Consider the following 25,473-nt stretch of genomic DNA (forward strand, 5'->3'; position numbering starts at 1 on the left):
TCCGAGGACCGACAATGGCCATCGCGCAGCCGACCGAGCATCACGAGATCATCGATGTGACCCGCGCCCAGCGTCCACGAGTGCTGATGGTGGTCGCCAACCCGGCGACCTCGACGACGCTGAACATCCCGGTGGGCTTCTGGGCCGCCGAACTCACACATCCCTATTACGAATTCACCAGAGCCCGTTATGAGATCACCATAGCCAGCCCCGACGGCGGGCGAGTCGAGATGGACGCCATGTCCGACCCGCGCGACGAGAGCAAGTGGTCGGCAGACGATCTGATCACCATGGGCTTCGTCAACACCCCCGAATTGGCTGCTCTGCTGGACGATACCGCCGTATTGGCTGATCTGGACCACGACGACTTCGACGCCATCGTGGTCTGTGGCGGTCAGTCGCCGATGTTCACCTTCCGGGGCCGTAAGGATCTGGCCACCACGATCGGGGCATTCCACGCCGCCGAGAAGCCCACTGCGGTGCTGTGTCACGGTACCTGCGCGCTGCTGGACGTTGTCGCCGACGACGGCACGCCGTTCATCACGGGCAAGACCATGACCGGCTTCGCCAATGTCGAGGAGGACTTCTCGGATCAAGCCCTGGGTCGTACCGTGATGCCGTTCCGAATCCAGGACGAGGCCATCGCGCTGGGCGCCAACTTCGTCAGCGGTGGCCTGTTCCGCGCCTTCGCCGTCCGCGACGGCAACCTCATCACCGGTCAACAGCAGTACTCCGGCGCGAAAGTCGCTCAGATGGTGATCGAGTCGCTGGGAATCTGAACGGATCAGGCCGGTGCGTTCAACTGGATGCCGAGGTCGACGGTGAGGATGCGGCCGATCATGCCGCCGAAGGACGGGCCGACACCGAAGTCGCCGCGGTCCAGGCTGCCGGTGGCGGTGAAGCCGATGGACGGGCGGCCGGTCACCGGATGCGGCCGCTGTCCGTTCCAGGACACGGTCAGGGCCAGCGGCCGCGTCAGCTCGCCGAAGGTGACTTCGCCGTTCACGTCGAAGGATTCGCCGATCCGGATCGGGCCGGGCGTCCGGAAGGTCATGGTCGGCCGGCGCTCCACATCCAGGAAGTCGGCGTGGCGGACGTGGTCGTCGCGTTTGGCATTGCCGGTGTGGAAGGAATCCAGATGGATGGTGGCCTCGACGGCCGCCGACCCGGCGTCGTCCACCACGAATCCGGTGTCGAAGCGCCGGAATTCACCGCGCACGCGCAGCAGTCCGAAGCTGCGCAGCGAGAAGCCGACGGTGGAGTTCGCGGCGTCCAGGGTCCAGAGGCCGGGGGTGAGGGCGATACCGGTCGAAGTCGTCATGGCCTCGACTGTCGTCCGGTCGCGGGAGCGTAACCAGACCGGCTTGGTCCAGGGACTGCCGGTCCGTGGCTAATCGTCCGTGCGTGGCGTGAATCGTTCCCAGTGCACGGCCGATTCGAGGGGCCGCCGATTGCGCCAGCCGAAGCGCTCGAGGTCCGGGACCTGCTGGAACTCGTTAACCGGGCCGACACAGAGCCAGGCGACCGGTTTCACGCCCGGCGGCAGCGAGAGCAGGTCGGTGAGGAACGGCTCGTCGTAGAAGCTCACCCAGCCCACGCCCACGCCCTCGGCAGTGGCGGCCAGCCACAGGTTCTGGATGGCCAGGATGGTGGAGTAGATACCGGTCTCCGGCACGGTCGCGCGACCCAGCACGTGGGTGCCGCCGCGCGCCTGATTGTGGGTCACCACGATGCCGGTGCCGCTCTCCACAATTCCTTCGATCTTGATCGGATTGAAGGTCTCGGCGCGATCGGACGGCAGCGAGTCGTGGAACTGCTGCCGCTTCTCGGCCACATGATCGGCGAACTTCGTCAGCGTGGCCGGATCTCGCAGCACCACGAAATCCCACGGCATCGAATTGCCGACGCTGGGCGCGCGATGAGCCGCCTCGAGAATCCGGAGCAGCGTGGTGTCGTCGACCACCTCGCCGGTGAATTCGGCGCGGACATCCCGACGCAGTTTGATGGCGTCGTAGACGCTCAGACATTCGGTGGCGCTGACAGGACCTTCGGAACACACGGCGTCCAGTGAACCAGGCCGGAGGTCGACGGGGCTCATCGGCCCATTCCCGCGAAAACGCCCCCCGCCGAAAACTCGGCGGGGGGCGTTTCGGGATGCCGGGTCGCTCAGCCGACCAGGGCCGGCTCGCGCCGGGACAGCTTGCGGCGGCCCTCCCGCAGCGCGGTGCGCAGGCCGCGGCGGCGTCCGGTCATCGGGTCGATGCTGGACTCGCCGCCGAAGATCTTCTCCGACTTGGTTTCCGGAGCGTCGTCGGTGGAGCGGCGCAGGTACTTGTTGGGCAGCGACAGCTTCATGATGGTGCGCCACGACTTGGCGTACTGCACCGGCAGCGAACCGGTGGTGTAGGGCAGGTCGTACTTCTCGCACAGCGCCCGCACCCGCACCGCGATGGTCGACAGGTGGTTGGACGGAATGTCCGGGTAGAGGTGGTGCTCGATCTGGTGCGAGAGGTTGCCGGTCATGAAGTGCATGACCGGGCCACCGGAGATATTGGCCGAACCCAGCATCTGGCGCAGGTACCACTCGCCCTGCGTCTCGTTGTCGCAGTCGAACCTGGTGAACTTCTCGGCGCCGTCGGGGAAGTGGCCGCAGAAGATGACCGCATTGGTCCACACATTGCGGACGATGTTCGCGGCCAGATTGGCGGTCAGCGTGCCCAGGAAGGCCGGGCCGGTGAGCAGCGGGAAGATCAGGTAGTCCTTGGCGGCCTGCTTGCCGATCTTCTTCAGAACGGTCTTGCGGTCCTCCTCGAACTGGATGCGCTCGGGCGAACCCGGGGCCCACTTCTTCTTGGCGACCTTGCCCAGCTCCAAATGCTGGATGGCGACACCGTATTCGAAGAACATCTGCAGCAGCAGGTTGTAGACCGGCTGTCCGAGATAGAACGGCGACCAGCGCTGATCGCGGGTGACGCGCAGCAGGCCGTAGCCGATGTCGTCATCCATGCCCAGCACATTGGTGTACTTGTGGTGCAGGAAGTTGTGGGTGATCTTCCAGTGTTCGGACGGGCCCGCGTTGTCCCATTCCCATTTGGTGGAGTGGATTTCCGGATCGTTCATCCAGTCCCACTGCCCGTGCATCACATTGTGGCCGATCTCCATGTTCTCGATGATCTTGGCGGTACCCAGCAGGGCCACGCCGGCCAGCCACGCGGGCGGGAAGAGACTCGCGAAAAGCACTGCGCGGCCACTGATTTCGAGGCCGCGCTGGAGACGGATCACATTGCGGATGTAACGGGCATCCTTCTCGCCCAGGGACGATTCGACCTCACGGCGGATGGCGTCTAGCTCCGCCCCGATCGCTTCGACGTCCTCCGGGGTGAGGTGCGCGTATTCCTTGACATCCGAGATCGCCATGGCGGTTACACTACCGTAGGTTACGGTCCCGTAGGTTGGCGAAGATCGAATCTCCAACGTGTCGAATACCGCATTGTTTTCGTGACTCGACTCTGCTAGCGATTCCGTCGGAGTTTACGCGAGAACCAGCCTCCGCGTTGTGCTTTATCGGCCAACGCGGCCTTTTCCGTCCGGGCCTTTTCCTGCAGTGCGGCCTTGGCCTCGCGCAACACCTGCTTCTCGTGCGCGGCCTTCTCCTTGAGCGCCACCTTGGCCTCCTGCATGGCCGACCGCAGCCCGCGCCGCTCGCCGGTCTCGGGGTCCAGGCCCCAGCGCGGCTGGTGCTCGGCCAGCCACTCGCCAGCGCTGTGCTCGGCCAGCCATTCACTGCCGTTCCACGTCGGCATGGACGGCAGCGAGATGCCCGCGAACTTGCGCTCCGAGGAGGTCTCCGGCGCGTCGTCGGAGGTCCGCTTGAGCCACTGGTCCGGCAGCGCCAGCTTGTGAATCGTGCGGAATGCCAACAGGTATTGCTTGCCCAGCGAGCCGGTGGTGTACGGCAGGTCGTACTTGTCGCACAGCTCCTGCACCTTCACCGAGACCTCGGGATACCGATTGCTCGGAATATCCGGGAACAGGTGGTGCTCGATCTGGTAGCTGAGATTGCCGCTCATGAACGCCATCACCGGGCCGGCATCGAAATTGGCGCTGCCCAGCATCTGGCGCAGGTACCACTCGCCCTGCGTCTCGTTCTCGAACTGGTCCACGGTGAACTTCTCGGCGCCGTCCGGGAAATGGCCGCAGAAGATGACCGCGTACGCCCACAGATTGCGAATCAGGTTCGCGGTGGCATTCGCCTTCAGTGTCGATTTCCAGGCACGACCGGTGAGCGCCGGATAGATCACGAAATCCTTGGCGGCCTGTTTACCGGCCTTGCGCCAGAACGCCTTGTTCGGTTCGTTGATGATGTGACGCGGGGGGAACAGCCGACTCGGGGGCACACCCATCTGCTCCTTGGTGGCCGCCAGATCGTGCAGCGCGATGCCCCACTCGAACAGCGCGGCCAGAAACAGATTCGCGACCGGCTGTGCCAGATTGATCGGCTTCCATTCCTCGTCGCGCGTCATGCGCAGGATGCCGAAGCCCAGATCGTCATCCATGTCGAGGATGTTGGTGTACATGTGGTGCGAATAGTTGTGCGCGGCTTTCCACTGCGCCGAGGTGCCCGTCATATCCCACTCCCAGGTGGTGGAGTGGATCTCCGGGTCGTTCATCCAATCCCATTGCCCGTGGCTGATGTTGTGCCCGAGCTCCATGTTCTCGATGATCTTGGCGACCGACAGCAGGGCGGTGCCGGTCAGCCACGCCCAGCGCTTCTTCGACGCGAAGAGCGTGGCGCGGCCGGCGGCCTCCAGAATCCGTTGCGCCGCAATGGTGCGCCGGATGTAGCGGGCATCGCGTTCACCGAGCGAGTACTCGATATCGCGCCGAACGGTGTCGAGCTCCTGACCCAGGGTCTCGATATCGGCCGCCGTCAGATGAGCGAATGCCTTGATGTCGGTGATGGCCACCGGCAGTCCTTCCGTGGTTGATCTGCCTCGCACCGCTGCGCGGGTGGTCGGTCCCGATGGGACCGTGTTCAGGCTCGATTGCTATCGAGGGTAGCCGTTCTCGGGCGGGGCCGTCTCACACGGTGTGCGCGTCATACTTCGAGGGTGCAGTCACCCGCGGCGGCCGAGATGCAGGTCTGGATCTTGTCCCCGGCGCGGTGCTCCTTGCCGTTGCGCAGATCGCGCACATGGCCCTCGGTGACCGTGACCACGCAGGTCTGGCAGATGCCCATGCGGCAGCCGAACGGCATCTGCACGCCCGCGCCCTCACCGGCCTGCAACAGTGTGGTCGCGCCGTCCACCTCGGCGGAGCGGCCGGCCTTGGCGAAGGTGACGGTGCCGCCCTCAGCGGTGGCGTTGCGCTCGATCTCGAAGCGCTCCACGTGCAGCTTGGACTCCAGACCGGCGGCGGCCCAATGCTTCTCGATCTCGTCCAGCATGGGCAGCGGTCCGCAGGCCCAGACCTCGCGTTCGCGCCAGTCCGGCACCACCTCGTCCAGATCGGCGAGCGCGAACTTGCCCTGCTCGCCGGTGAGGTGCAGGTGCGCGGTGAAACCCGGGTGCCGGTCGTGCATGTCGCGCAGCTCGTCGCCGAACATCACGTCGTCGGGGGTGCGGGCCGAGTGGATATGCATGACATCCGGGACCGCATTGCGGCGATCCATGGTGCGCAGCATGGCCATGACGGGCGTGATGCCCGAGCCTGCGGTCAGGAACAGCACCTTGGACGGCGCCGGATCCGGCAGCACGAACCCGCCCTGCGGCGCGGCCAGCCGCACGACGGTCCCGGCCGGCACCCCGGAGACGATGTGGCTGGACAGGAAGCCCTCCGGCATCGCCTTCACCGCGATGGAGATGAGCCGCCTGCCCCTGTGCGCGCTGTCGCCGGTCCAATCCGGGGGGCAGGTCAGCGAATACGAGCGCCAGTGCCAGCGGCCGTCCACCAGCACGCCGATGCCGATGTACTGGCCCGGCTCGAATTTGAAGTCGAAACCCCAGCCCGGCTTGATCACCAGGGTGGCCGAATCCGCGGTCTCCATGCGCACCTCCACGATGCGGCCGCGCAGCTCGCGCGCCGACCACAGCGGGTTCACCAGGTGCAGGTAGTCGTCGGGCAGCAGGGGAGTGGTGATGCGCGCCGCGGCGCCGCGCAGCGTATCGAGGGGAGTCCGTCCGCCGGTGCCGCCTTCGGCCACGGGGGCTTCCAGCCAGTCCCGCAGTCCTCGCACGGAGAACCCACCACTCTTCGATGCCATATCCGGGAACGCTTCCTGTCGTCGTGCGCGCTGGTCAGCGCGTCGTCGTACGCCTGTCGCCCATGTGATGAGCAACCATCACAGCCAGGTTACGGCATCGTAGGTTACGGGGGCGGTGTTGGATTGCCCCTCCGCTTCGCTCCCCCGCTCCAAGGCGGAGGTCTATCAAGCCGCAGTCCAGCATCGAGACGGCCGCGAACCCTTCCGGTTACAGCAGGTCGAGGAGGAACGGGAGTTCCTGACCGGCGTACCAGGCCAGCTGGTGGTCCTCGGCGTCGCCGAGCACGAATTCGGCGTCGGCGTCGCCCATGTCGGCGGCGTCGATGACCTCGACGGCCTTGGCGACCTCGGACTCGGCCTCGGCCAGGTCCACGTGGATGGACGCGATGCGGTCGTAGGCGATCGGGCCGGACAGCCGCACCACGGCGTCGTCCAGATCCGGGCGCAGGGTCGCCCCGTCCACATCGGCGGCGATGACCGCGCGGCGGAAGACCGGTCCGGCCGGGGCGGGATCGGATTCGTCGCCGGATTCGTCGCCCGCACGATCGCCGCGCACCTCCGCGGCGGCCTGTTCCTCGGCGAGCAGCCGCAGCGAGGCGCGTGCGGCCTCGGCCATGGCGACCTCGGCCAGCTCCTCGTCGTCGCCGGAGGCATAGGCCTCGCGCAGCGCCGGCGTCACCGCGAAGGCGGTGTCGTTGAGCGCGCGAATCTCGCGGTCGGCGACCAGTTCCCGCAGCATCGGCACCGTGGCCGGGACGTAGACCCGTAGTTTCTTCGAGACGCGGGACGACTCACTGGACGCAGGCACCGAGCATCTCCTCCATCGACTCGTGCACCGAAGCGGTCAGCACCGCGATGTCCGCCATGGCGTCGCGATCGGCGGTGAGTCCGTAGAACACCCGTCCGTCGTAGGACGTGAGCCCGATGCTCAGAGCCTGAAAGCGCAGCAGCGGCGACACCGGGTACATCTCCAGCATCCGCGCACCGCCGATGTACATGGGCTGCTGCGGACCCGGCGCGTTGGTGATCACCAGATTGAACGTGTGTTCTGCAAAAGTACTCGCCGACCGCACGCTCATGGCATGCAGGCTCGCCGGAGCGAATCCGGCCATGTGCATCAGCGTGCGGGCGCGGACCCCGAGCTGATGCCGGGAATGGGGCTCGGTCGCGTGCTTGATGTGCTCCATGCGGATCACCGGATTCGGTTCGCCCACCGGCAGATCCACCAGCAGCGAGGTGACCTCGCCCGCGGGTTTGAGCTCGCCGTTCGGTCCGTCGGCGTACACCGACATGGGTACGACCGCCCGCAGCGCGTCGGCCTCGGTCAGCACCTGCCCGCGCGAGAGCAGCCAGTTGCGCAGCGCGCCCGTCACCACCGCGAGGATCACGTCGTTGATGGAGCAGTCGAACCGCTTGCGGATCTTCCGGTAGTCCTCGAGCTCGGTGCGCACCACCTCGAACCGGCGATTGCGCGAGGTGCGGGTGTTCAGGGGACTGTCGGGCGCGCCGATGGCCGCGGCCCGGACCATGGACACCAGCTTCTGCACCGCCTTGCCGGTGGCGTCGACCATGGCGAAGGCCTCGGCCACGTGGTGGCGGGCCACCTCCAGGCCCTCGCGCGGCTGGGTGGCCAGGTGCAGCACCGCGCCGAGCAGCAGTTCGAGGTCGGCGGGCTCGCGATGGGCGATCCAGGCGTCGTCGGCGACCTCGCGGGGCGCGGTCGAGGTGTCCAGGATCACATGCCCGATCTCGAGCGCGCTGTCCCCGTCGACCAGGGCCGAATGGGTCTTGGTGAAGATGGCGCAGCGGCCCTCGGACAGGCCCTCGACCAGGTACATCTCCCACAGCGGCCGGGAAGGGTCGAGGGGGCGTGACGCCAGCCGCGCCACCAGGTCCAGCAGCTGCTCGTCGGTGCCCGGCTCGGGCAGGGCGGAGCGGCGGATGTGATAGGTGATGTCGAAGTGGCTGTCGTCCACCCACACCGGGCGGCCCAGCGTGAACGGGATCTCCCGCACCTTGCGGCGGTACAGCGGCACCAGCGGCAGCCGCGACTCGACCAGGGTTGCCAGGCGGTCATAGTCCAGCGGCCCGTGCCCCGAGTTTCCGGCCGGCGCGGGATTGCGCAGGATGGCCAGGGAACCGATGTGCATGGGGTTGCTGCTGGATTCCAGCCGGTAGAACGACGCGTCCTGCGGCGTCAGTCTGGTGATCACGCTGCCCGCTACTCCCTAGTCCCTGCCTGCGCCCGCAGTGTCCCCCTGCCTAGGCGCCGGCGGTTCTTCCATCAAATGTTGCCGTGGCATTCTTCGAAGGCAAGCTATCGCAATCCGATCACCTGGGGGAATGGATGGGCGGCACTGCCCGAGATCACACACCGTCAGCGGTGTCCCCTGCTCCGGGTGCGCGGGCGCAGGCCTCCGCACGCCGGACCCCCTACATCCTACGTCAGGGGTAACGAATCAGCCTCGGACGCAAGATCATTCGCTGAACGGTCGCTGGCGCCCCCGATCGGCTCCCGGGCAACCGTGCGGGCGGCCCGGTTTCACAGCTTTCCCTCAGCACGCACGCCCTCGCCCGCGCAGTTCAGCACCTACGATGGGCACCGGATTACCATGGCTAGTGATTGCGCGCCCGCGCGCAGGCTTCCCGCCATGGTGGGGGCTACCGACAACACCGACCAGAGGACTACAAGACCCGTGCCTGCGCTGAGTTTTTCAAGGTTGCTACGGATTGGTGAAGGTCGCACGGTCAAGCGGCTGGCAAGTCTGGCGGACGAGGTCATCGCCCTCGACGAGGAGTACACGGCCCTCACCGACGCCGAGCTGCAGGCCAAGACCGCGGAGTTCCAGCAGCGCTACGCCGACGGCGAGAGCCTCGACGAGCTGCTGCTGGAAGCCTTCGCGACCGCGCGGGAAGCGTCCTGGCGAGTGCTGAACCAGAAGCACTACAAGGTGCAGATCATGGGCGGCGGCGCCCTGCACATCGGCAATGTGGCGGAGATGAAGACCGGTGAGGGCAAGACCCTGACCTGTGTGCTGCCCGCCTACCTCAACGCCATCTCCCGCGAGGGCGTGCACGTCGTCACCGTCAACGACTACCTGGCCAAGCGCGACGCCGAGTGGATGGGCCGCGTGCACCGCTTCCTCGGTCTCGAGGTCGGCGTGATCCTGGGTGGCATGAGCCCGGCCGAGCGCCGCGACGCGTACGCCGCGGACATCACCTACGGCACCAACAACGAGTTCGGCTTCGACTACCTGCGCGACAACATGACCCACTCGCTGGACGATCTGGTCCAGCGCGGGCACAACTTCGCCATCGTCGACGAGGTCGACTCCATCCTGATCGACGAGGCCCGCACCCCGCTCATCATCTCGGGCCCGGCCGACGCCTCCTCGAAGTGGTACGCGGAGTTCGCGCGCATCGCGCCGCTGCTGAAGAAGGACCTGCACTACGAGGTCGACATCAAGAAGCGCACCATCGGTGTGCACGAGGCGGGCGTCGAATTCGTCGAGGACCAGCTGGGCATCGACAACCTGTACGAGGCGGCCAACTCGCCGCTGGTGAGCTACCTGAACAACGCCATCAAGGCGAAGGAGCTCTACGCCAAGGACAAGGACTACATCGTCCGCAGCGGCGAGGTCATCATCGTCGACGAGTTCACCGGCCGAATCCTGGTGGGCCGCCGCTACAACGAGGGCATGCACCAGGCCATCGAGGCCAAGGAGGGCGTGGAGATCCAGCCGGAGAACCAGACGCTGGCCACCATCACGCTGCAGAACTACTTCCGTCTCTACGACAAGCTCTCGGGCATGACCGGTACCGCCGAGACCGAGGCGGCCGAGCTGCACCAGACCTACGGCCTGGGTGTGGTGCCGATCCCCACCAACAAGCCGATGGTCCGCCAGGATCAGTCCGACCTGATCTACAAGACCGAAGAGGCCAAGTTCGCCGCGGTCGCCGACGACATCCAGGAGAAGCACGAGCTGGGTCAGCCGGTCCTGGTCGGCACCACCTCGGTCGAGCGCTCGGAGTACCTGTCCAAGCTGCTGACCAAGCGCGGTATCCCGCACAACGTGCTGAACGCCAAGTTCCACGAGCAGGAAGCGCAGATCGTCGCCGAGGCGGGTCGCCCGGGCGCGGTCACCGTCGCCACCAATATGGCCGGCCGTGGTACCGACATCGTGCTGGGCGGCAACCCGGACATCATCGCCGACATCCTGCTGCGCCGGCAGGGCCTGGACCCGGTGGAGACCCCGGACGAGTACGAGGCCCACTGGCACCCGACCCTGGAGCGGGTCAAGGAGCAGGTGGACGAGGACGCCGAGGCGGTCCGCGACGCGGGTGGCCTCTACGTGCTGGGCACCGAGCGGCACGAGTCGCGGCGCATCGACAACCAGCTGCGCGGTCGTTCCGGCCGTCAGGGCGACCCGGGCGAGTCCCGGTTCTACCTGTCGCTGGGTGACGAGCTGATGCGGCGCTTCAACGGCGCCGCGCTCGAGTCGATCATGACCCGGCTGAACCTGCCCGACGATGTGCCGATCGAGGCCAAGATGGTCTCGCGTGCCATCAAGTCCGCGCAGACCCAGGTCGAGCAGCAGAACTTCGAGATCCGCAAGAACGTCCTCAAGTACGACGAGGTCATGAACCAGCAGCGCAAGGTGATCTACGCCGAGCGCGCCCGCATCCTCGAGGGCGAGGACATGGAGGGCCAGGTGCAGGAGATGATCACCGACGTGATCACCGCCTACGTCAATGGCGCCACGGCCGAGGGCTATGTCGAGGACTGGGATCTGGAGAAGCTGTGGGGCGCGCTGAAGACGCTGTACCCCATCGGCATCGACTACAAGGACCTCACCGGCGAGAGCGACGGCGGCGAGGTGGGCGAGCTGACCCGCGAGGAGCTGCTGGACGCGGTGCTCGAGGACGCGCACGCCGCCTACGACAACCGCGAGTCGGAGATCGACGGCCTCGCGGGCGAGGGCAGCATGCGCAATCTGGAGCGCCAGATCCTGCTGAGCGTCCTGGACCGCAAGTGGCGTGAGCACCTCTACGAGATGGACTACCTCAAGGAGGGCATCGGCCTGCGCGCCATGGCGCAGCGCGACCCGCTGGTCGAGTACCAGCGCGAAGGCTTCGACATGTTCGCGGCCATGCTCGAGGGCCTCAAGGAGGAGTCGGTCGGCTTCCTGTTCAACCTCCAGGTCGAGGTGCAGCAGCCGCAGCCGGTCGGCGTGAACGTGGCCGCGGGCCTGCAGTCGCCGGTCGGCAACCGCCCGCTGCCCACCGAGGAGGACGCGGCCGCCAACGGCAATGGCGTTCCGGCGGCCCTGCGCGCCAAGGGCATCGACGAGTCCGGTCCGCGCGGCCTGTCCTACTCCGGTCCGGACGAGGGCGGTCACGCCGCCATCCGCAGCGACCGTGACGAGTACGGCCTCGAGGACGGTCAGGGCGGCACCCGCCGCGAGCGCCGTGAGGCGGCCCGCGCCCAGGGCAAGGCCGACCGCGCCCCGCGCTCCAAGCGCCGTCACTGAGCCAGGCTCCGCCACCGCGCGAATCGAAACGCACTGCGCCCCGGGTGTTCACACCCGGGGCGTCGTGTTTTCCGGTCTGGACCAGCGGTTTTCGCGTGGTCATGAAACAGTCACGATCGGTTCGCTGAAATGGGTTCCAGTCCGGTCGCCGTGGGGCGGCCGAGCAGGAAGGAATCACGATCATGCGCAAGACTTTTGCCCTCACCGCCATGGCCCTGGGCATCGCCGGGCTGGGCGCCGCGACCGCGCACGCGGAGACCCTGACGGTCGACGGCAACTACGCCACCGTCGACGCCTGCGCCGCCGACGGCAATGGCGGCCAGTTCCAGGCGGGCGGCGTGCAGCTGCGCGGTGAGGACGGCTGGCAGTGGCGGTGCGATCAGGGCGCCGACGGCCTGTGGTACATGACCATCTTCCGTTGATCGAATGCCGGTCCCCGGCTCGAGCGGAAACCGTGCCCTCGGCGAAATCGCCGGGGGCACTGGCATTTTCGGGAATGAACCGCACGGCTGATCCTGAAAGAGCATCCAATTCCAGCGACCACAGGGCTGTCCGGGCTGGCTTTCGGTGAAATTTCCTGCCGCTCAGGTGTTTCGGCGGCCCAGCAAGGGGTACTCGGTCTATGGGTGCGATCGTTGCTGCCCGCCGCCGATCCGAATCCCATTCGTACCCTTTTCACTTCGCTGGGCTCGCAAACAAGGGCACTTTTATCGCGCGAACGGGGTTGCGCGTTAATTGAATTACTCCCCTCAAATTTGTGATGTGCGTCATTCGAGACAATTTGTGCCATTTACTCGACGGTAGCTTGGTTGCGCTCTATTAGCTGAGTAAATTCCGGGATGTGTGGGAGGACCTGAAGTTTTACGGGCGGGAACGCGAACGGAGCCAGTTGGATCGCGCTCTCGCGGCGGCCCGGGCGGGGCGGGGATCGGCGCTGGTGCTGTACGGCGATCCGGCCATCGGCAAGACCGCGCTGCTGCGCGCCGCCGTCGATCGCGCCGCCGACTTCCGGGTGCTGCGCTGTCAGGGCATGAGCACCGAATCCGAACTGAATTTCGCTGCCCTGCACGAACTTCTGCTGCCGGTGGCCGACCGGCTGCCGACGCTGCCCACCGCCCAGTCCCGGGCCCTGGGCGTGGTGCTCGGCCTGCACGCCGGTGCGGCCGACGCCTTTCTGGTCGGCACCGCCCTGGTGCGGCTGCTGTCGGCGCTCGCGGCCGAGGGCCCGCTGCTGCTGGTCGTGGACCAGGCCCGGCTGGTGGATCCGGAGTCGGCGCAGGCGCTGGTGTTCGCCATCCGCCGGCTGGCCGCGGCGCCGGTGACGCTGCTGGTGGCGCTGCGCGACGATCCGGCCGACACGCTCTGGCGGGAACTGCCCGCGCTGCCGGTCACCGGCCTGCCCGAGGCCGACGCCCGCCGCCTCGTCGCCGAGCGGCACGGCCCGCTGGGCGCGCTGCGGCTGGCCCGGATCCTCGCCGTGGCCGGCGGCAATCCGCTGGCCCTGCACGAATTGCCGGATGTCGTCGGTGATCTCGCGGGCACCGCGCCCGAGCCGATGGCGCTGGGGCCCGGACTGCGCGCGGCCTTCCGTGATCGCGTCGCCGCGCTGCCCGCCGGGGTGCGCGTGCTGCTGACCGTCGCTGCCACCGAGACCCGCGGTGTGCTGGGTATCGTGACCACCGCCGCGGCGGCTCTCGGCGTCGATGCCGCCGCGTGGGAATTCGCCACGGCCGCAGGCCTGCTCACGGTCGGCGACGGCCGGGTGGAACGCACCCACGCCCTGCTGTGCGCGGCCGTTCACGATGCCGCCACGGCCGCCGAGCGCCGCGCCGCGCAGCTGGCCGTGGCGGACGCGCTGACCGGACCGGGCCCTGCGGATCTGCGTATCTGGCACCGGGCCATGGCCGCCGAGTGCCCCGACGAGGAGCTGGCCGCGGCCTTGATCGCGGCGGCCGCCGGCTCGGATCACGGGCACATGACCGCCGCGGCCATGCTGCGGCAGGCCGCCGCCATCACGCCGGATCCGGAGCGGGCGGGGGAGCGGCTGGCCGCGGCCGGTCGATCCGCCTGGGCGGGCGGCGATATCGCCTCCGCGCGCGGCCTGCTCGATCGCGCCACCGCCCGGCTCGGGCCGGAGCAGGCCGCGGTGGCCGGGCGCGGGCTGGCCGGGCTGCTGGAATTCGTTGCGGGAGAACCGGAGCGGGCGAGCCGGCTGCTGCTGCGTGATGCCGAGCTGGTGGATCCCGAGACGGCCGTGCTCCTGCGGATCGACGCCGAACGCGCGCGCTGGGTGGCCGGGCACGGCGTCCTCGATCTGGATCCGGCGGAAATTACTGTGCAGGAAGGTTCGCGCTTCCACACCATGGTCCGTCCGCTGCCGCCGGCGCCGCTGGTGCTGATGTGGGGGCTGGCGGGCGCGGCCCTGGAGCCGTACACCCAGGCGGCGGCGTACCTGCGGGGCAGTTCGGCGCCCGCCGCGGTGTCGCTACTACCGCAGCTGGCGATCATCCAGTTCGCCAATGGCCGGTTCGCGGCCGCCGAGCAGACCCTGGCCGAGGCGTTCGAGCTGGCCGCGGCGGGCGGGGTGGAGAACCTGCTCGCCCACTGCTGGGCCCTGCGCGCGAAGATCGCCGCGCTGCACGGTGATTCGGATACGGTGCTGGACAGCGCGGACCGGGCGCTGGCGCTGGCGCGGCCGCGCCGGTCGCATGCGCTCATCGCGTCGGCGCACTGGCATCTGGGCTTCCACGCGCTGAGCCTCGGAGATCCGGAGACCGCGTACCTGCGGCTGCGGACCCTGGCCCAGCCGGGCCACGACGCCCGGCATCCGACCTACGCGCGGCTGGCCGCGGTGGAGCTGGTGGAGGCCGCCACCCGGGTCGGCCGGCAGGCCGACGCGCTCGAATATTACGGGGAGATCCGGGATTGGGCGGTGCGGTCCCGCGCGGATTGGGCGCTCTCGGCCGCCTACACCTGCCGGGCCCTGCTGTGCTCCGGCGATCGGGCCGACCACTACTTCCGGCGTGCGCTGGCCGTCCGGCGCACCCGCCACGATCTGAATCATGTCCGCACCCAGCTGCTCTACGGCAAGTGGCTGCGCCGGGCCCGCCGGCGCGCCGACGCGGCCGAGCAATTGCGCACGGCCGCCGAGGCGTTCGAGGGCATGGGCGCGGCCCAGTGGGTGCTGCGCGCCCGGCAAGAGCTGGAGCTGACCGGCCGCCGGGCCGCACCGGTCACCGCGCACGGCGAGACCTCGGTGCTGACGGCGCAGGAGCTGCGGGTCGCGCGGCTGGCGGCGCAGGGCCTGACCAATCGGGAGATCGGGACCGACCTGTTCCTGAGCCCGCGTACGGTGGGCCATCACCTGTCGCGGGTGTTCGGGAAGCTCGGGCTCAGCGGCCGGGCCGATCTGGTCGACGTGGATTTCGACAATGGCATGCGAATCGTGCGGCCGCGCTGAAGTTCTCGTATCGGAGTGATACTCCCGGGCGTCATTCCAGGTGGACCGACTCGCCCCAGTAACGCGGGTCCCAGTTGATGAGGATCATCCCGGCCACGCTGCCCGCACAGCCGCCGCAGGCGTGTACCTGGATCAGGTTGTCCACATCGGTGTCTCCGGCGAGCACGGCGCGGGTGGAAAGCCACACCGCCCGCAGGTGCAGGGCGGCGGGCTTTCCACAGCGCACGCATTCCGGCAGCCCGCCTTCCGGATCGTTGCGCCCTATCCGGACTTCCGGGGTGACGGGCGCGCCGGGCCCGAGGGCGTCGTCGAGGAGCGGCGAAAATTCCTTGCGCTCACGGTCTTCCACCTCGGCAGGCTAACTATTTCCGGCGGTGTCCGCACCCCGGGCCGCCGGGATCGGCGACCCCCCTTCGGCGTCGATCCGGGACGGCGTGGGAGCTTGTCGGATCAGTTTCCGGTGGCGGGCGGGGTCGTGCCCGGGGTGGAGGCGCTACCGGTGATCAGCGACTTGATGACGTTGGTGAGGATCTCGGCCGATCCGGTGGTCGGCGTGGCGGGGGTGGTCGGGGCGGTGCCGTCGGCGGAAGCCAGGCCCGCACCGGCGAACAGCAGACCGGTGGCAGCGGCGGCCACACCCAGAACACGGATCTTGCGCATGAAATCTCCTTGGAATCAATCGAATCAGCGGAAATTCAGCTGATGGCGAATGTTTAGCACGCATTCTTCTGGGAATGCAATGGATATCGAATTGGGCGAGTCGCCCGATTTTGGATCGAATTCGCGCAGCATTTTAGCCGACGGTATGCGAATCAAAATCGGTCGCTGTATCGGTCATCGTATCGGTCATCGATGAAGGACTCGGAATCGCATATCTCCCAGGTGATCTCAGTCGATGGGACGGCGGCGAAGTCGAGTTTGTCCGGTTCTCGGGGGCGAGGTAGCTTGCAATGTGCGCGATATCCGGTTGCTCCAGGGGAGGGAACGAGAACAGGCCGAGTTGTCTCGTGTATCGAGCGAGGCACGCGCGGGTCGCGGTGGGGGATTGCTCTTGTGGGGTGAACCGGGAATCGGAAAAACCGCACTGTTACGCGATGCCGAACTGCGTGCCACCGATTTTCGAGTGGTGACCTGTCGTGGATTTCCCGCCGAATCGGAGCTGGATTTCGGCGCGCTGCACGAACTGCTGCTCTCGCTGATCGATCGGGTCGCCGCGCTGCCCGTCCCGCAGGCGCGGGCCCTGGCCGCGGCCCTCGGCCGGGACGCCGGGCCGGCCGACCGCTTCCTGGTGGGCGCGGCCCTGGTGACACTGCTGGCGACGGTCGCCCGGGAACGGCCGTTGCTGCTCATCGTCGACGACGCCCAGTGGGTGGATGCCGCGACCGGGCAGGCGCTCACCTTCGCGCTGCGCCGCCTGGGCGCCGCCCGGGTGGCGCTGCTGGCCGCGATGCGCGAATGCCCGGCCACCACGGTGTGGGAGCCGCTGCCCGTGCTGCCCGTCACACCGCTGACCGAGGCGCACGCGCGACGGCTGCTGGCCCTGCGCTCCGGCGGCATCGGCGAGCCCCGCGCGACGCGCATGCTGCGGCTGGCCGACGGGAATCCGCTGGCGCTGCAGGAATTTCCCATCGACTCCGAGGACGGCGCCGGAATCGGCTGCGGACCGGCGCCTTTCGGCCCGCGGCTGCGTGCCGCCTTCGCCGATCGGCTGGCCGCCCTGGAGCCGCGGGTGCGCACCCTGCTGACCGTGGTGGCCGCGGAGGATCGGGGCACGCTGTGCCCGGTCGCGACGGCCGCGACCGAACTCGGTGTCACCGCGGCGGATTGGGAGTCGGCGGTGGCGGCCGGGCTGCTCACGGTCACCGACGGGCGCGTCGAAATGCGGCACCGTCTGTTCTGCGGCGCGGCCTACGACGCCGCGTCCACGGCCGAGCGCCGCACCGTCCACCTGGCCCTGGCCGATGCCCTGCCCGGCCCCGAGAACGGCGACCTGCGTACCTGGCAGCTGGCCGCCGTCCTCGACGGCCCGAATCCCACGCTGGCACAGTCGCTCGCCGACGGTGTCGAGCGGGTGCGGGCTCGCGCCGGAACGCTGGCCGCGGCCGCGGTGCTGCGCCGTGCCGCGGCCATCACCCCGGACCCGGACACCGCCGGGGTGCGGCTGGCCGGTGCGGCCCGATTCGCCTGGGAGGGCGGTGATATCGAGTCGGCCCGGCGTCTGCTCGCCCTCGCCGAGACCCGCACCACGCCCGCCGCGATCGCCGCGGCCAGCGGCGGGCTACCCGGCCTGCTGGAATTCGCCACCGGCGACCCGGCCCAGGCGCACATCCTGCTGCTGCGTGATGCCGAGGCCATCCGCGCATCCGCCGCGATGCCGGAAACCGCTGCCGTGAGCCCGGATTCGCCATGGCAGGGCGGCGACCTCGCGGCCGGCCTGCGGCTGCTCGCCGACCGGGCGGCCTGGTCGGTGGGCCGCGCGGCGGACCTGCCGCTGGACGGTCAGCTCGAGGCGGCCGGGGCCGCGCCCTCGCCCATCGCGGCCGCACGTCTGCTGCCGCCGGCCGGGCAGTTGCTCGAGTGGGGTCTGGCCGAGCGGGCGCTGGAGCCGTACCTCAGAGTGGCCGGGGGCCTGCGCAATTCGGGCGGCCGGTCGGCCGCGCTCGGCGTGCTGCCGCAACTGGCCGTGGTGCAGTTTGCCACCGGTCACTGGGAGGCGGGGGAGAGCACCCTGGCCGAGGCGTTCGACCTGGCCGCCGGCGCGGGCGCGGCCAATATCCTGGCCCAGTGCTGGAACCTGCGGGCCCGGCTGGCCGCCCAGCGGGGCGACGCGGACACGGTGGCCGAGAGCGTGGATCGCGCGCTGGCCCTGGCTCGCCCGCACGCGGTGTCGGCGCTGATCGGCGGCGCGTACTGGCATCACGGCTTCCACTCGCTGACCGCCGGGGATGCCGAGTCGGCCTATCGCCGCCTGCGCGCGCTGTACCTGCCCGGCCACGAGGCCGCGCATCCCACGCTGGCCCGGCTGGCGACCCTCGACACGGTCGAGGCCGCGTGCCGCGTGGGCCGTTTCGACGAGGCGGCCGAGTACGCGGAGCTGATCGCGGCCTGGACGCGGCGCACGCGAGCTCGCTGGGCGCTGACGACCGCCTATTCCTGCCGGGCGCTGCTGGCCGACGAGAATCGCGCCGAGCACTACTACCGCCGCGCCCTGGCGGTCGGCGACACCCGGCATACCAGCTTCGGCCGCGCCCGTACCCAGCTGCTCTACGGCAAGTGGCTGCGCCGGGTCCGCCGCCGCCGGGACGCCGCCGAGCAATTGCGCGCCGCCGCCGACGCTTTCGACCTCATCGGCGCCACCGCCTGGGCCACCCGCACCCGCTCCGAGCTGGACCTCACCGGCACCGGCGCCAAGCCCGGCGCCGGCTCGACACCGCTCACCGCGCAGGAGTCCCAGGTGGCCCGGCTGGCCGCCCAGGGGCTCACCAACCGGGAGATCGGCGCGGAACTGTTCGTCAGCCCGCGCACGGTCGGGCACCATATGTCCCGGATTCTCGAGAAGCTCGGCCTCACCAGCCGTTCCGAGCTGCGGGGCATCGACTTCGACAATGGCATGCGCCTGACGCGCCCGCACTGAGGCGTGGTTCCGGCCGCCGCGAACGCTGATAGCTAACGCCCAGCAGCAATTTTCGGATCAGGTCCGGGTGAGCTCGAACAGCCGGAAACGGCGAGTGCCCGCGAGCCGCTGCTCCATGGCGTAACCCGGCCAGAACTCCAGCGCCCGCCGCCACGCGCGATCCCGCTCGGCGCCCGTCAGCTGCCGCACCTCGACCGGGAACCGTTCCCCGCGGACCAGCAGTTCGGCCTGTTCGGCGCCGCGCAGATTGGCCGACCAGGACGGCTGTTCGGGCAGGCCCCAGTTCGACGAGACGATCAGGAAGCGCTTCTCGTCGTACGGGTCCGGGACATAGAGCAGGCTGACCGTGCGCGGCAGGCCGGTGCGGCGGCCGGCCACCGTGAGCTGCAGCGCGGGCAGGCCCGCGACATCGAGTATTCCCTTGCGGCCGTGCGTTACTCGCCGGGTGAAGCGTTCGAGCGCGAACACCGCCGGCGCGATGCGCATGACGGTCCGGCGGCGGGCCAGGCCGCGGCCCAGCCGCGGGAGCGGATTCCAGCGGGCGGGCGCCTCGGGCCGGCGCCGCCATTCAGCGAATGCCATGCCCCGATTATGTTGCTAGGGCGCCCAGCGCGCCCGATCCCAGTCGTCCTGCCAATCGTGCGCGTCGGCCGGGGACCGGTCGTCCGGATGCGCGGGCGGCGGGGTCTCGTCCTGGTCCTGTGGCCCGGAATCGTCCTGTTCCCGCCCCGATCGACCAGCCTCGTCGGGTGCGGGCCGGACATCGCTGTGCCGCCGCCCATTGGCGTGCTGCAACTCGGGAAGTTCTTCGCTCATGACCATCCCTTCGTGCCGGTTATGCACAAAAGGTATCGAATGGGCGATTTCCCAGCTAACTCAGGGCTAGCTTCAGGTGTCGCTGCTGCCCCGGAACCACGGATCGTTCGAATTGAGGGCGGTGAGCAGGCGGCGGATGGCCGCGACCCGGAGCTCCTTGCCGGGCAGTTCGTCGAGCGCGCACTCCGGGTCGGCGGGCGGGCCCAGGTGGGTGCAGCCGCGCGGGCAGTTCTCGATGGCGTCGGCCAGATCGGAGAACGCCTGGATGACGTCGTCGGGGGTGATGTGCGCCAGGCCGAACGAGCGCACGCCGGGCGTGTCGACGACCCAGCCGCCGTCGGGCAGCGGCAGCGCCACCGACTGGGTCGAGGTGTGCCGCCCCTTGCCGACCCCGGACACCTCGCCGACGGCGCGCTCCGCCTCCGGAACCAGCCGGTTCACCAGGGTCGACTTGCCCACCCCGGAGTGCCCGATGAACGCGGTCAGCTTGTCGTCCAGCAGGTCCAGCACCGGCTCCAGCGGATCCTCGATGCCGCCGTAGACGATGGTCAGATCCAAATCCTCGAAGGCCGAGGCGAATTCGGAGTCGGCGGCCAGATCGTGCTTGGTCAGGCACAGAATCGGTTGCAGCCCACCGACATACGCCGCCACCATGGCCCGCTCCACGAATCCGGTGCGCGGTGGCGGATCGGCGAGCGCCACCACGATGAACAGCTGCTCGGCATTGGCCACCACCACGCGCTCGAACGGATCGGTGTCATCGGCGGTGCGGCGCAACACGGTTCGCCGATCGACCACCCGCACGATGCGGGCCAGGGTGTCGGGCTTGCCGGACAGGTCGCCGACCACGTCCACCTGATCGCCGACCACGATCGGCGTGCGGCCGAGCTCGCGTGCCCGCATGGCCGTCAGCGGCCGGTCGGGATCCCCGTCCAGCACGCACCCCCAGCGTCCGCGGTCCACCGCAACCACCATGGCCGCTTCGGCATCCAGGTGCTGCGGCCGGGTCTTGGTGCGCGGACGCGAGCCCTTGCCCGGGCGTACCCGGACATCGGACTCGTCGTACTCGCGCCGCCTCAGTGGTCTGCTCCCGACGAGCCGAGCATGCTGTCCCAGAGTTCGACGAAGTTCGGCAGCGTCTTGGCGGTGGTGCCGATGTCCTCGATCTCCACACCCGGTGTCACCAGGCCGATGATCGCGCCGGCGGTGGCCATCCGGTGGTCGGCGTAGGAGCGCCACTGCCCGCCGGTGAGCGGGTTGGGCACGATGGCCAGCCCGTCCTCGGTCTCGGTGACCTTGCCGCCCAGCCGGTTGATCTCGGTGGCGAGCGCCGCCAGCCGGTCGGTCTCGTGCCCGCGCAGGTGCGCGATGCCGCGCAGCCGGGACGGCGAATCCGCCAGTGCCGCAAGGGCGGCCACGGTCGGGGTCAGCTCACCCACGTCGTGCAGGTCGATGTCGATGCCGGCCAGGCGCTCGGGCCCGCGCACGGTGAGCACGCTGTCGAAGAAGCGCGCCTCGGCGCCCATGCGCACCAGGATCTCCCGGATCACGTCGCCCGGCTGGGTGGTGAGCCGCGGCCAGTGCGGAATGCTCACCTCGCCGCCGGTGACGGCCGCCGCCGCCAGGAACGGGGTGGCATTGGACAGGTCCGGCTCGACCTCCCAGTCCACCGCCCGGATCGGGCCGGGGGCCACGGTCCAGGTCTGCGCCTTGCGCGGATCGTTGGGCGCGTCCACTCGGACATCGGCCCGCCGCAGCATCTCCACGGTCATCTCGATGTGCGGCATGGACGGCAGCGCCGCGCCGTCGTGGTTCACGGTGACGCCCTGCTCGAACCGCGCCGCCGACAGCAGCAGACCGGACACGAACTGCGAGGAGCCCGAGGCGTCGATGGTGACCGGACCGCCGCGCAGCGCGCCCATGCCGTGCACCACGAAGGGCAGCTGGTTGCCGTCGATGTCGAGGCCCAGTGCACGCAGCGCGTCCAGGATCGTGCCGAGCGGCCGCATCCGCGCCTGCTCGTCGCCGTCGAAGGCGACATCGCCGCGCGCCAGCGCCGCGACCGGCGGCAGGAAGCGCATGACGGTGCCCGCGAGCCCGCAATCGACCATGGCGCTGGTGAATTCGGCGGGCGGGGTGACGGTGAGCGTCTCGCCCTCGCCCTCGATGCCGGTGCCCATGGCCCGCAACGCCGCGATCATGAGGTTGGTGTCCCGGCTGCGCAGCGCGCCGGTGATGGTGGACGGCCGATCCGCCAGCGCGGCGAGGATCAGCGCCCGATTGGTAATGGATTTGGAGCCGGGCAGGGTCACGGTCGCGTGGACGGGAACTCGGACGTGGGGCGCGGGCCAGAAAGTCACATGGCCATCTTCGCACTCCCGCGTCCCCGATGAGTTACCCCGAACTCACCAGATGGTTGTTCCGTCGAGCATGGACAAGCCTAGACGTATACGTATATGAGTACGTATACTGAGTCTGTGATCGATCCATTCAGCCTCGTAATCGGTGGCGCGCTCGTCGGCGGCGGCTGGCTCGCGGGCCGATTTGGCTCCCGCCGCAGCAAACCCGGCACCGCGGCCGGCCCGGCCGTCTGCGGCTGCGGCCACGACCTCGCCCTGCACGACCGCGAAGCGGGTCATTGCCACGCCGAGACCTTCCGTAAAACTGGCGTCGGTATCAAGGCCTGGGCACGCTGCAACTGTCAGCGCTACACCGGTCCCACCCCGCTCGAAGAGTTCTTCGCCCCCACGCCCCTGCCACCGGCTCAGTGAACGCGCGATGCCGGTCTCCATGGTGGAGACCGGCATCAACTGCCTGTGACGCTCGGCATTTCAGGGAACCGCTGAGCGCTGTTCCTGTGGTGGTCGGGGTTTCACCCCTGAGAGTCCCGAGGGTCGGCTCTCCCTACTTGGCGCGCCCGTGAATCAGCGGCACGATCTTGCGCAGCAGCTTCATGGTGCGGTCGGTACGGGTGTAGGACAGCAGCGCCATGCCGGGAATCGCGAAGCGCTGCACCGCGATCGAGTGCGGACGCGAGAATTCCAGCAGGCCCGGCGCACCGTGGATGCGGCCGATGCCGGAGTCGCGCACGCCACCGAACGGCAGCCCCGAGATCGCCGCGTAGGACAGCACCGAGTTCACCGAGGTGCAGCCGACCTGGAGGCGCCGGGCGATCTCCATACCCTGATTCTTCGAGTACACCGCCGACCCGAGCCCGTACTTGCTCTTGTTGGTCAGCTCCACGGCCTCGTCCACGCCGTTGACGGTGCGGATGGTGACGGTCGGCCCGAAGGTCTCCTCGCACACCGCATCCGAGGACTCGTCCACGTCGACCAGCACGACCGGTTCGATGAAGGGCCCCTTGACCGATTCGGGCCCGCCCAGCACGGCCTTGCCGCCGTTCTTCAGCGCGTCGTCGATGTGCCGCCGCACGATGTCGACCTGGCTGGGCATGGTCATCGGCCCGTAGGAGGCCTTGGCGTCAGAACCCGGCTTGATGTCGGTGAGGATGCGCTTGACCTCGGCGACGAACTCGTCGGCGACCGCCTTGTCCACGTACACCCGCTCCACGCCCGCGCAGGTCTGGCCGGAGTTGGCGGTGGCGCCCCAGGCGACCGCGTCGGCGGCGGCCTTGACGTCGGCGTCCGCGGCCACGATCACCGCGTCCTTGCCGCCGCACTCCAGCAGCACCGGCGTGAGGGTCTCGGCGGCGGAGGCCATGATCTTCTTGCCGGTCGCGGTGGACCCGGTGAAGGCCAGCTTGTCGACGCCGGACTCGACCAGCGCCGCACCGGTCGCGCCGTAGCCGTTGATGGTGATGAAGACACCGTCCGGCAGTTCCGGATTCGCCTCGGCGAACGCCTTGGCCACGAAATTGCCGATGCCGGTGGAGAATTCGCTCGGCTTGAAGACCACGCAGTTGCCGGCGGCCAGTGCGTAGGCGATGGAGCCGTTCGGGGTGTAGATCGGGTAGTTCCACGGTCCGATCACGCCGACCACGCCGAGCGGGCGGTACTCCAGGTGGGCGGCGAAATTGGCCATGAACGCGCCGGGCGCGACCTTCTTGGGCTTGAGCACCTTCTCGGCATTGGAGGCAGCCCACTTGATGTGCTCGAGGGCCAGCATGAGCTCGAGGAAGGCGTCGTCGAGGGGTTTGCCGTTCTCGGCGTGGATGAGTTCACTGAGCTCGTCGGACTTCTCGACCAGCTTGCTGCCCCAGCGCAGGATGTGCTTCTTGCGCTCGGCGTAGGTCAGCGCGCCCCAGGTGGTGGCGGCGGTCCGGGCCTTGGCGACGGCCGCGCGCACCGCCGCCTCATCATCGATCTTGTAGGTGGCGAGGGCCTCGCCGGTGGCAGGGTTGACCGAAGTCAGCGTGTCGGCCTGATCGAGCGGGGCGGTTTCGGTTGCAGTCATGATTGGCGGCGTCCCTTGATGAGAGTGTGATGAGACGAACGTCTCATACCGTCCAAGTGATGTCAATTGCCATCACATCGCGGGCGATTCACTTCTGGTGACTGTCGGTACGCGATGGCAGCATGGTCGTCATGTGCGGTAGATACGCGACCACGACGAATCCCGCGAAGCTGGCCGTCGAGCTCGATGCTATCGACGAGACCGGCGACAAGGGCTTCGATCCGAATTACAACGTGGCCCCGACCAATCAGGTGCTCACGGTCGTCGAACGCCATGACCGCGACCATCCGGAGGACCCGGCCACCCTGCGCATCCGGGCGATGCGCTGGGGTCTGATCCCGCCCTGGACCAAGGCCGCCGAACCCGGGATGCCGGTGAAGGGCAAACCGCTGTTCAATGCCCGCGCCGACAAGGCCGCCACCACCGCCTCCTTCCGTGATGCGGTGAAGAAGCGCCGCTGCCTGGTGCCCATGGATGGCTGGTACGAGTGGGTCACCGAGGCCGATGCGCTCGGAAAGGCCGTCAAGCGGCCGTATTTCATGTCGCGCGCCGACGGGGGACGCCTCTACATGGCGGGTCTCTGGTCGGTCTGGCGTGACCGCAGCCAGGGCGACGGGGCGCAGCCCCTGCTGTCCTGCACGATCCTGACCACCGATGCGGTCGGTGATCTGACCAAGGTCCACGACCGCATGCCCCTGCCGATGCCGCGCGAGCACTGGGACGCGTGGCTGGACCCCGACCACCCCGCTCCCGAATCGCTGCTGGAAACGCCTTACCCCGCAGCGGTTTCGGACATTCTGGTGCGCGAAGTGCCGTCGCTGGTCAACAGCGTCAGGAACAACGGCCCCGAACTGCTGGCGCAGGTGGACGAACAGGCCGGTCAGATCAGCCTGATCTGAACGTCTTCACTTCCTCTTCCAACACTGTGCCCCGCTGCGGAATGCAGCGGGGCACGGGAGCTTGGAATTCGTCTCAACCGCACTTCACGGTCGGCAGCCCGATATTGAGCGTGCACTTCAGGGTGTCGGCCATCGAGTCGATCATCCTGGTGATGATGTTGCCGCCGAGCTTCTCCGCCTTGTCGACGCGCTCGTCCTTCTTCTGCTGCTGCCCGCCGCCCGGGGCGCCCGGGTCGGGGTAGCTCGGATTGACCGGAGCGGCGTGCACCGGCGCGGCCGTCGCGAGCGCGATCGTCAGCGGGGCGGATCCCAGTGCCAGTACCAGCGCTCCGGCGGCGACGGCCGTGCGAATTCGCCGATGGTGAGACATAAACCGCATCACATCCTCGGGTTCGTATAGGACCTTGCGGACAAAAGGTTCACAACAAGCTCACTGCGCGCTCCCAAGTAACTCACAG

General features: G+C 68.7%; 22 protein-coding genes. 7 read left to right on the forward strand and 15 right to left on the reverse strand.

From position 1 onward, the window contains the following. Nucleotides 1–14: 14 nt before the first annotated feature. The gene (locus ACFXIV_RS21155; protein WP_379394251.1) at nt 15–779 is read left to right on the forward strand and encodes a type 1 glutamine amidotransferase domain-containing protein; all 765 of its coding nucleotides are present in this window, start codon (nt 15–17) and stop codon (nt 777–779) included. Between the two features lie 5 nt (nt 780–784). Here the strand turns inward: ACFXIV_RS21155 and ACFXIV_RS21160 are convergent, their stop codons facing one another. From ACFXIV_RS21160 to ACFXIV_RS21190, 7 genes are all read right to left on the reverse strand, one after another. Beyond that, nucleotides 785–1,321 carry a YceI family protein gene (locus ACFXIV_RS21160; RefSeq protein WP_379394253.1) on the reverse strand — a complete coding sequence of 179 codons (537 nt, stop codon included), beginning with the start codon at nt 1,319–1,321 and terminating at the stop codon, nt 785–787. Nucleotides 1,322–1,390: 69 nt separating this feature from the next. Next, nucleotides 1,391–2,059, reverse strand: coding sequence for a 5,6-dimethylbenzimidazole synthase (gene bluB, locus ACFXIV_RS21165; protein WP_379394255.1), 669 nt, complete (start codon nt 2,057–2,059; stop codon nt 1,391–1,393). A 107-nt stretch (nt 2,060–2,166) separates the two neighbouring features. Next, nucleotides 2,167–3,417 carry a fatty acid desaturase family protein gene (locus ACFXIV_RS21170; protein WP_379394257.1) on the reverse strand — a complete coding sequence of 417 codons (1,251 nt, stop codon included), beginning with the start codon at nt 3,415–3,417 and terminating at the stop codon, nt 2,167–2,169. A 95-nt stretch (nt 3,418–3,512) separates the two neighbouring features. Then, the gene (locus ACFXIV_RS21175; protein ID WP_379394259.1) at nt 3,513–4,967 is read right to left on the reverse strand and encodes a fatty acid desaturase family protein; all 1,455 of its coding nucleotides are present in this window, start codon (nt 4,965–4,967) and stop codon (nt 3,513–3,515) included. A 131-nt stretch (nt 4,968–5,098) separates the two neighbouring features. Next, complete coding sequence (locus ACFXIV_RS21180; protein WP_379394261.1) at nt 5,099–6,262, reverse strand: ferredoxin reductase; 1,164 nt, start codon at nt 6,260–6,262, stop codon at nt 5,099–5,101. A 208-nt stretch (nt 6,263–6,470) separates the two neighbouring features. Next, nucleotides 6,471–7,001 carry a DUF6912 family protein gene (locus ACFXIV_RS21185; RefSeq protein ID WP_379394371.1) on the reverse strand — a complete coding sequence of 177 codons (531 nt, stop codon included), beginning with the start codon at nt 6,999–7,001 and terminating at the stop codon, nt 6,471–6,473. A gap of 52 nt (nt 7,002–7,053) precedes the next feature. After that, complete coding sequence (locus tag ACFXIV_RS21190) at nt 7,054–8,475, reverse strand: wax ester/triacylglycerol synthase family O-acyltransferase (RefSeq protein WP_379394263.1); 1,422 nt, start codon at nt 8,473–8,475, stop codon at nt 7,054–7,056. A gap of 483 nt (nt 8,476–8,958) precedes the next feature. On the opposite strand from ACFXIV_RS21190, the gene secA reads away from it, so the two are divergent. From secA to ACFXIV_RS21205, 3 genes are all read left to right on the forward strand, one after another. Next, on the forward strand, nt 8,959–11,793 hold the full coding sequence (secA, locus tag ACFXIV_RS21195) for a preprotein translocase subunit SecA (RefSeq protein WP_379394265.1): 2,835 nt from the start codon (nt 8,959–8,961) through the stop codon (nt 11,791–11,793). Nucleotides 11,794–11,975: 182 nt separating this feature from the next. Beyond that, nucleotides 11,976–12,215 carry a hypothetical protein gene (locus ACFXIV_RS21200; RefSeq protein ID WP_354833969.1) on the forward strand — a complete coding sequence of 80 codons (240 nt, stop codon included), beginning with the start codon at nt 11,976–11,978 and terminating at the stop codon, nt 12,213–12,215. A gap of 419 nt (nt 12,216–12,634) precedes the next feature. Beyond that, complete coding sequence (locus tag ACFXIV_RS21205; protein WP_379394267.1) at nt 12,635–15,253, forward strand: AAA family ATPase; 2,619 nt, start codon at nt 12,635–12,637, stop codon at nt 15,251–15,253. Nucleotides 15,254–15,284: 31 nt separating this feature from the next. Here the strand turns inward: ACFXIV_RS21205 and ACFXIV_RS21210 are convergent, their stop codons facing one another. Continuing rightward, nucleotides 15,285–15,602, reverse strand: a complete 318-nt coding sequence (locus ACFXIV_RS21210; RefSeq protein WP_379394269.1) for a hypothetical protein — start codon at nt 15,600–15,602, stop codon at nt 15,285–15,287. Between the two features lie 101 nt (nt 15,603–15,703). Continuing rightward, nucleotides 15,704–15,913, reverse strand: coding sequence for a hypothetical protein (locus ACFXIV_RS21215; RefSeq protein ID WP_379394271.1), 210 nt, complete (start codon nt 15,911–15,913; stop codon nt 15,704–15,706). Between the two features lie 235 nt (nt 15,914–16,148). Between ACFXIV_RS21215 and ACFXIV_RS21220 the strand changes: the two genes are divergently transcribed. Beyond that, complete coding sequence (locus tag ACFXIV_RS21220) at nt 16,149–18,887, forward strand: AAA family ATPase (RefSeq protein WP_379394273.1); 2,739 nt, start codon at nt 16,149–16,151, stop codon at nt 18,885–18,887. Nucleotides 18,888–18,944: 57 nt separating this feature from the next. On the opposite strand, the gene ACFXIV_RS21225 is transcribed toward ACFXIV_RS21220, so the two are convergent. The 4 genes from ACFXIV_RS21225 to aroA form a co-directional block, all read right to left on the reverse strand. Continuing rightward, complete coding sequence (locus tag ACFXIV_RS21225; protein ID WP_379394275.1) at nt 18,945–19,469, reverse strand: nitroreductase family deazaflavin-dependent oxidoreductase; 525 nt, start codon at nt 19,467–19,469, stop codon at nt 18,945–18,947. Nucleotides 19,470–19,484: 15 nt separating this feature from the next. After that, nucleotides 19,485–19,703, reverse strand: a complete 219-nt coding sequence (locus tag ACFXIV_RS21230) for a hypothetical protein (RefSeq protein WP_379394277.1) — start codon at nt 19,701–19,703, stop codon at nt 19,485–19,487. Nucleotides 19,704–19,775: 72 nt separating this feature from the next. Next, nucleotides 19,776–20,819 (reverse strand): ribosome small subunit-dependent GTPase A, encoded by a 1,044-nt coding sequence (rsgA, locus tag ACFXIV_RS21235; RefSeq protein ID WP_379394373.1) that lies wholly within the window; start codon nt 20,817–20,819, stop codon nt 19,776–19,778. Beyond that, nucleotides 20,780–22,063, reverse strand: coding sequence for a 3-phosphoshikimate 1-carboxyvinyltransferase (gene aroA / locus ACFXIV_RS21240; RefSeq protein WP_379394279.1), 1,284 nt, complete (start codon nt 22,061–22,063; stop codon nt 20,780–20,782). Before aroA ends, rsgA begins: the two co-directional genes overlap by 40 nt. Nucleotides 22,064–22,180: 117 nt before the next feature. Here aroA and ACFXIV_RS21245 point away from each other — a divergent pair, with 117 nt between their 5' ends. Beyond that, entirely contained in the window at nt 22,181–22,474 is a 294-nt protein-coding gene (locus tag ACFXIV_RS21245; RefSeq protein WP_379394281.1) for a hypothetical protein, read from the forward strand. A gap of 133 nt (nt 22,475–22,607) precedes the next feature. On the opposite strand, the gene ACFXIV_RS21250 is transcribed toward ACFXIV_RS21245, so the two are convergent. After that, nucleotides 22,608–24,116: an aldehyde dehydrogenase family protein gene (locus ACFXIV_RS21250; protein ID WP_379394283.1), complete on the reverse strand. Its 1,509-nt coding sequence runs from the start codon at nt 24,114–24,116 to the stop codon at nt 22,608–22,610. A 131-nt stretch (nt 24,117–24,247) separates the two neighbouring features. Between ACFXIV_RS21250 and ACFXIV_RS21255 the strand changes: the two genes are divergently transcribed. Continuing rightward, nucleotides 24,248–25,015: an SOS response-associated peptidase gene (locus ACFXIV_RS21255; protein ID WP_379394285.1), complete on the forward strand. Its 768-nt coding sequence runs from the start codon at nt 24,248–24,250 to the stop codon at nt 25,013–25,015. Nucleotides 25,016–25,088: 73 nt separating this feature from the next. Here ACFXIV_RS21255 and ACFXIV_RS21260 read toward each other — a convergent pair whose 3' ends face one another. Further along, nucleotides 25,089–25,385 carry a hypothetical protein gene (locus ACFXIV_RS21260; RefSeq protein ID WP_379394287.1) on the reverse strand — a complete coding sequence of 99 codons (297 nt, stop codon included), beginning with the start codon at nt 25,383–25,385 and terminating at the stop codon, nt 25,089–25,091. Nucleotides 25,386–25,473: the final 88 nt, after the last annotated feature.

It is taken from the genome of Nocardia sp. NPDC059236, assembly GCF_042754085.1.
Lineage (GTDB): Bacteria > Actinomycetota > Actinomycetes > Mycobacteriales > Mycobacteriaceae > Nocardia.

Coding starts and splice junctions, on each gene's coding strand:
- ACFXIV_RS21155 (WP_379394251.1), top strand. CDS start 15: ATGGCCATCGCGCAGCCGACCGAGCATCACGAGATCATCGATGTGACC.
- ACFXIV_RS21160 (WP_379394253.1), bottom strand. CDS start 1,321: ATGACGACTTCGACCGGTATCGCCCTCACCCCCGGCCTCTGGACCCTG.
- ACFXIV_RS21170 (WP_379394257.1), bottom strand. CDS start 3,417: ATGGCGATCTCGGATGTCAAGGAATACGCGCACCTCACCCCGGAGGAC.
- ACFXIV_RS21180 (WP_379394261.1), bottom strand. CDS start 6,262: ATGGCATCGAAGAGTGGTGGGTTCTCCGTGCGAGGACTGCGGGACTGG.
- ACFXIV_RS21185 (WP_379394371.1), bottom strand. CDS start 7,001: ATGCTGCGGGAACTGGTCGCCGACCGCGAGATTCGCGCGCTCAACGAC.
- ACFXIV_RS21200 (WP_354833969.1), top strand. CDS start 11,976: ATGCGCAAGACTTTTGCCCTCACCGCCATGGCCCTGGGCATCGCCGGG.
- ACFXIV_RS21215 (WP_379394271.1), bottom strand. CDS start 15,913: ATGCGCAAGATCCGTGTTCTGGGTGTGGCCGCCGCTGCCACCGGTCTG.
- ACFXIV_RS21220 (WP_379394273.1), top strand. CDS start 16,149: ATGGGACGGCGGCGAAGTCGAGTTTGTCCGGTTCTCGGGGGCGAGGTA.
- ACFXIV_RS21225 (WP_379394275.1), bottom strand. CDS start 19,469: ATGGCATTCGCTGAATGGCGGCGCCGGCCCGAGGCGCCCGCCCGCTGG.
- ACFXIV_RS21230 (WP_379394277.1), bottom strand. CDS start 19,703: ATGAGCGAAGAACTTCCCGAGTTGCAGCACGCCAATGGGCGGCGGCAC.
- ACFXIV_RS21250 (WP_379394283.1), bottom strand. CDS start 24,116: ATGACTGCAACCGAAACCGCCCCGCTCGATCAGGCCGACACGCTGACT.
- ACFXIV_RS21255 (WP_379394285.1), top strand. CDS start 24,248: ATGTGCGGTAGATACGCGACCACGACGAATCCCGCGAAGCTGGCCGTC.
- ACFXIV_RS21260 (WP_379394287.1), bottom strand. CDS start 25,385: ATGTCTCACCATCGGCGAATTCGCACGGCCGTCGCCGCCGGAGCGCTG.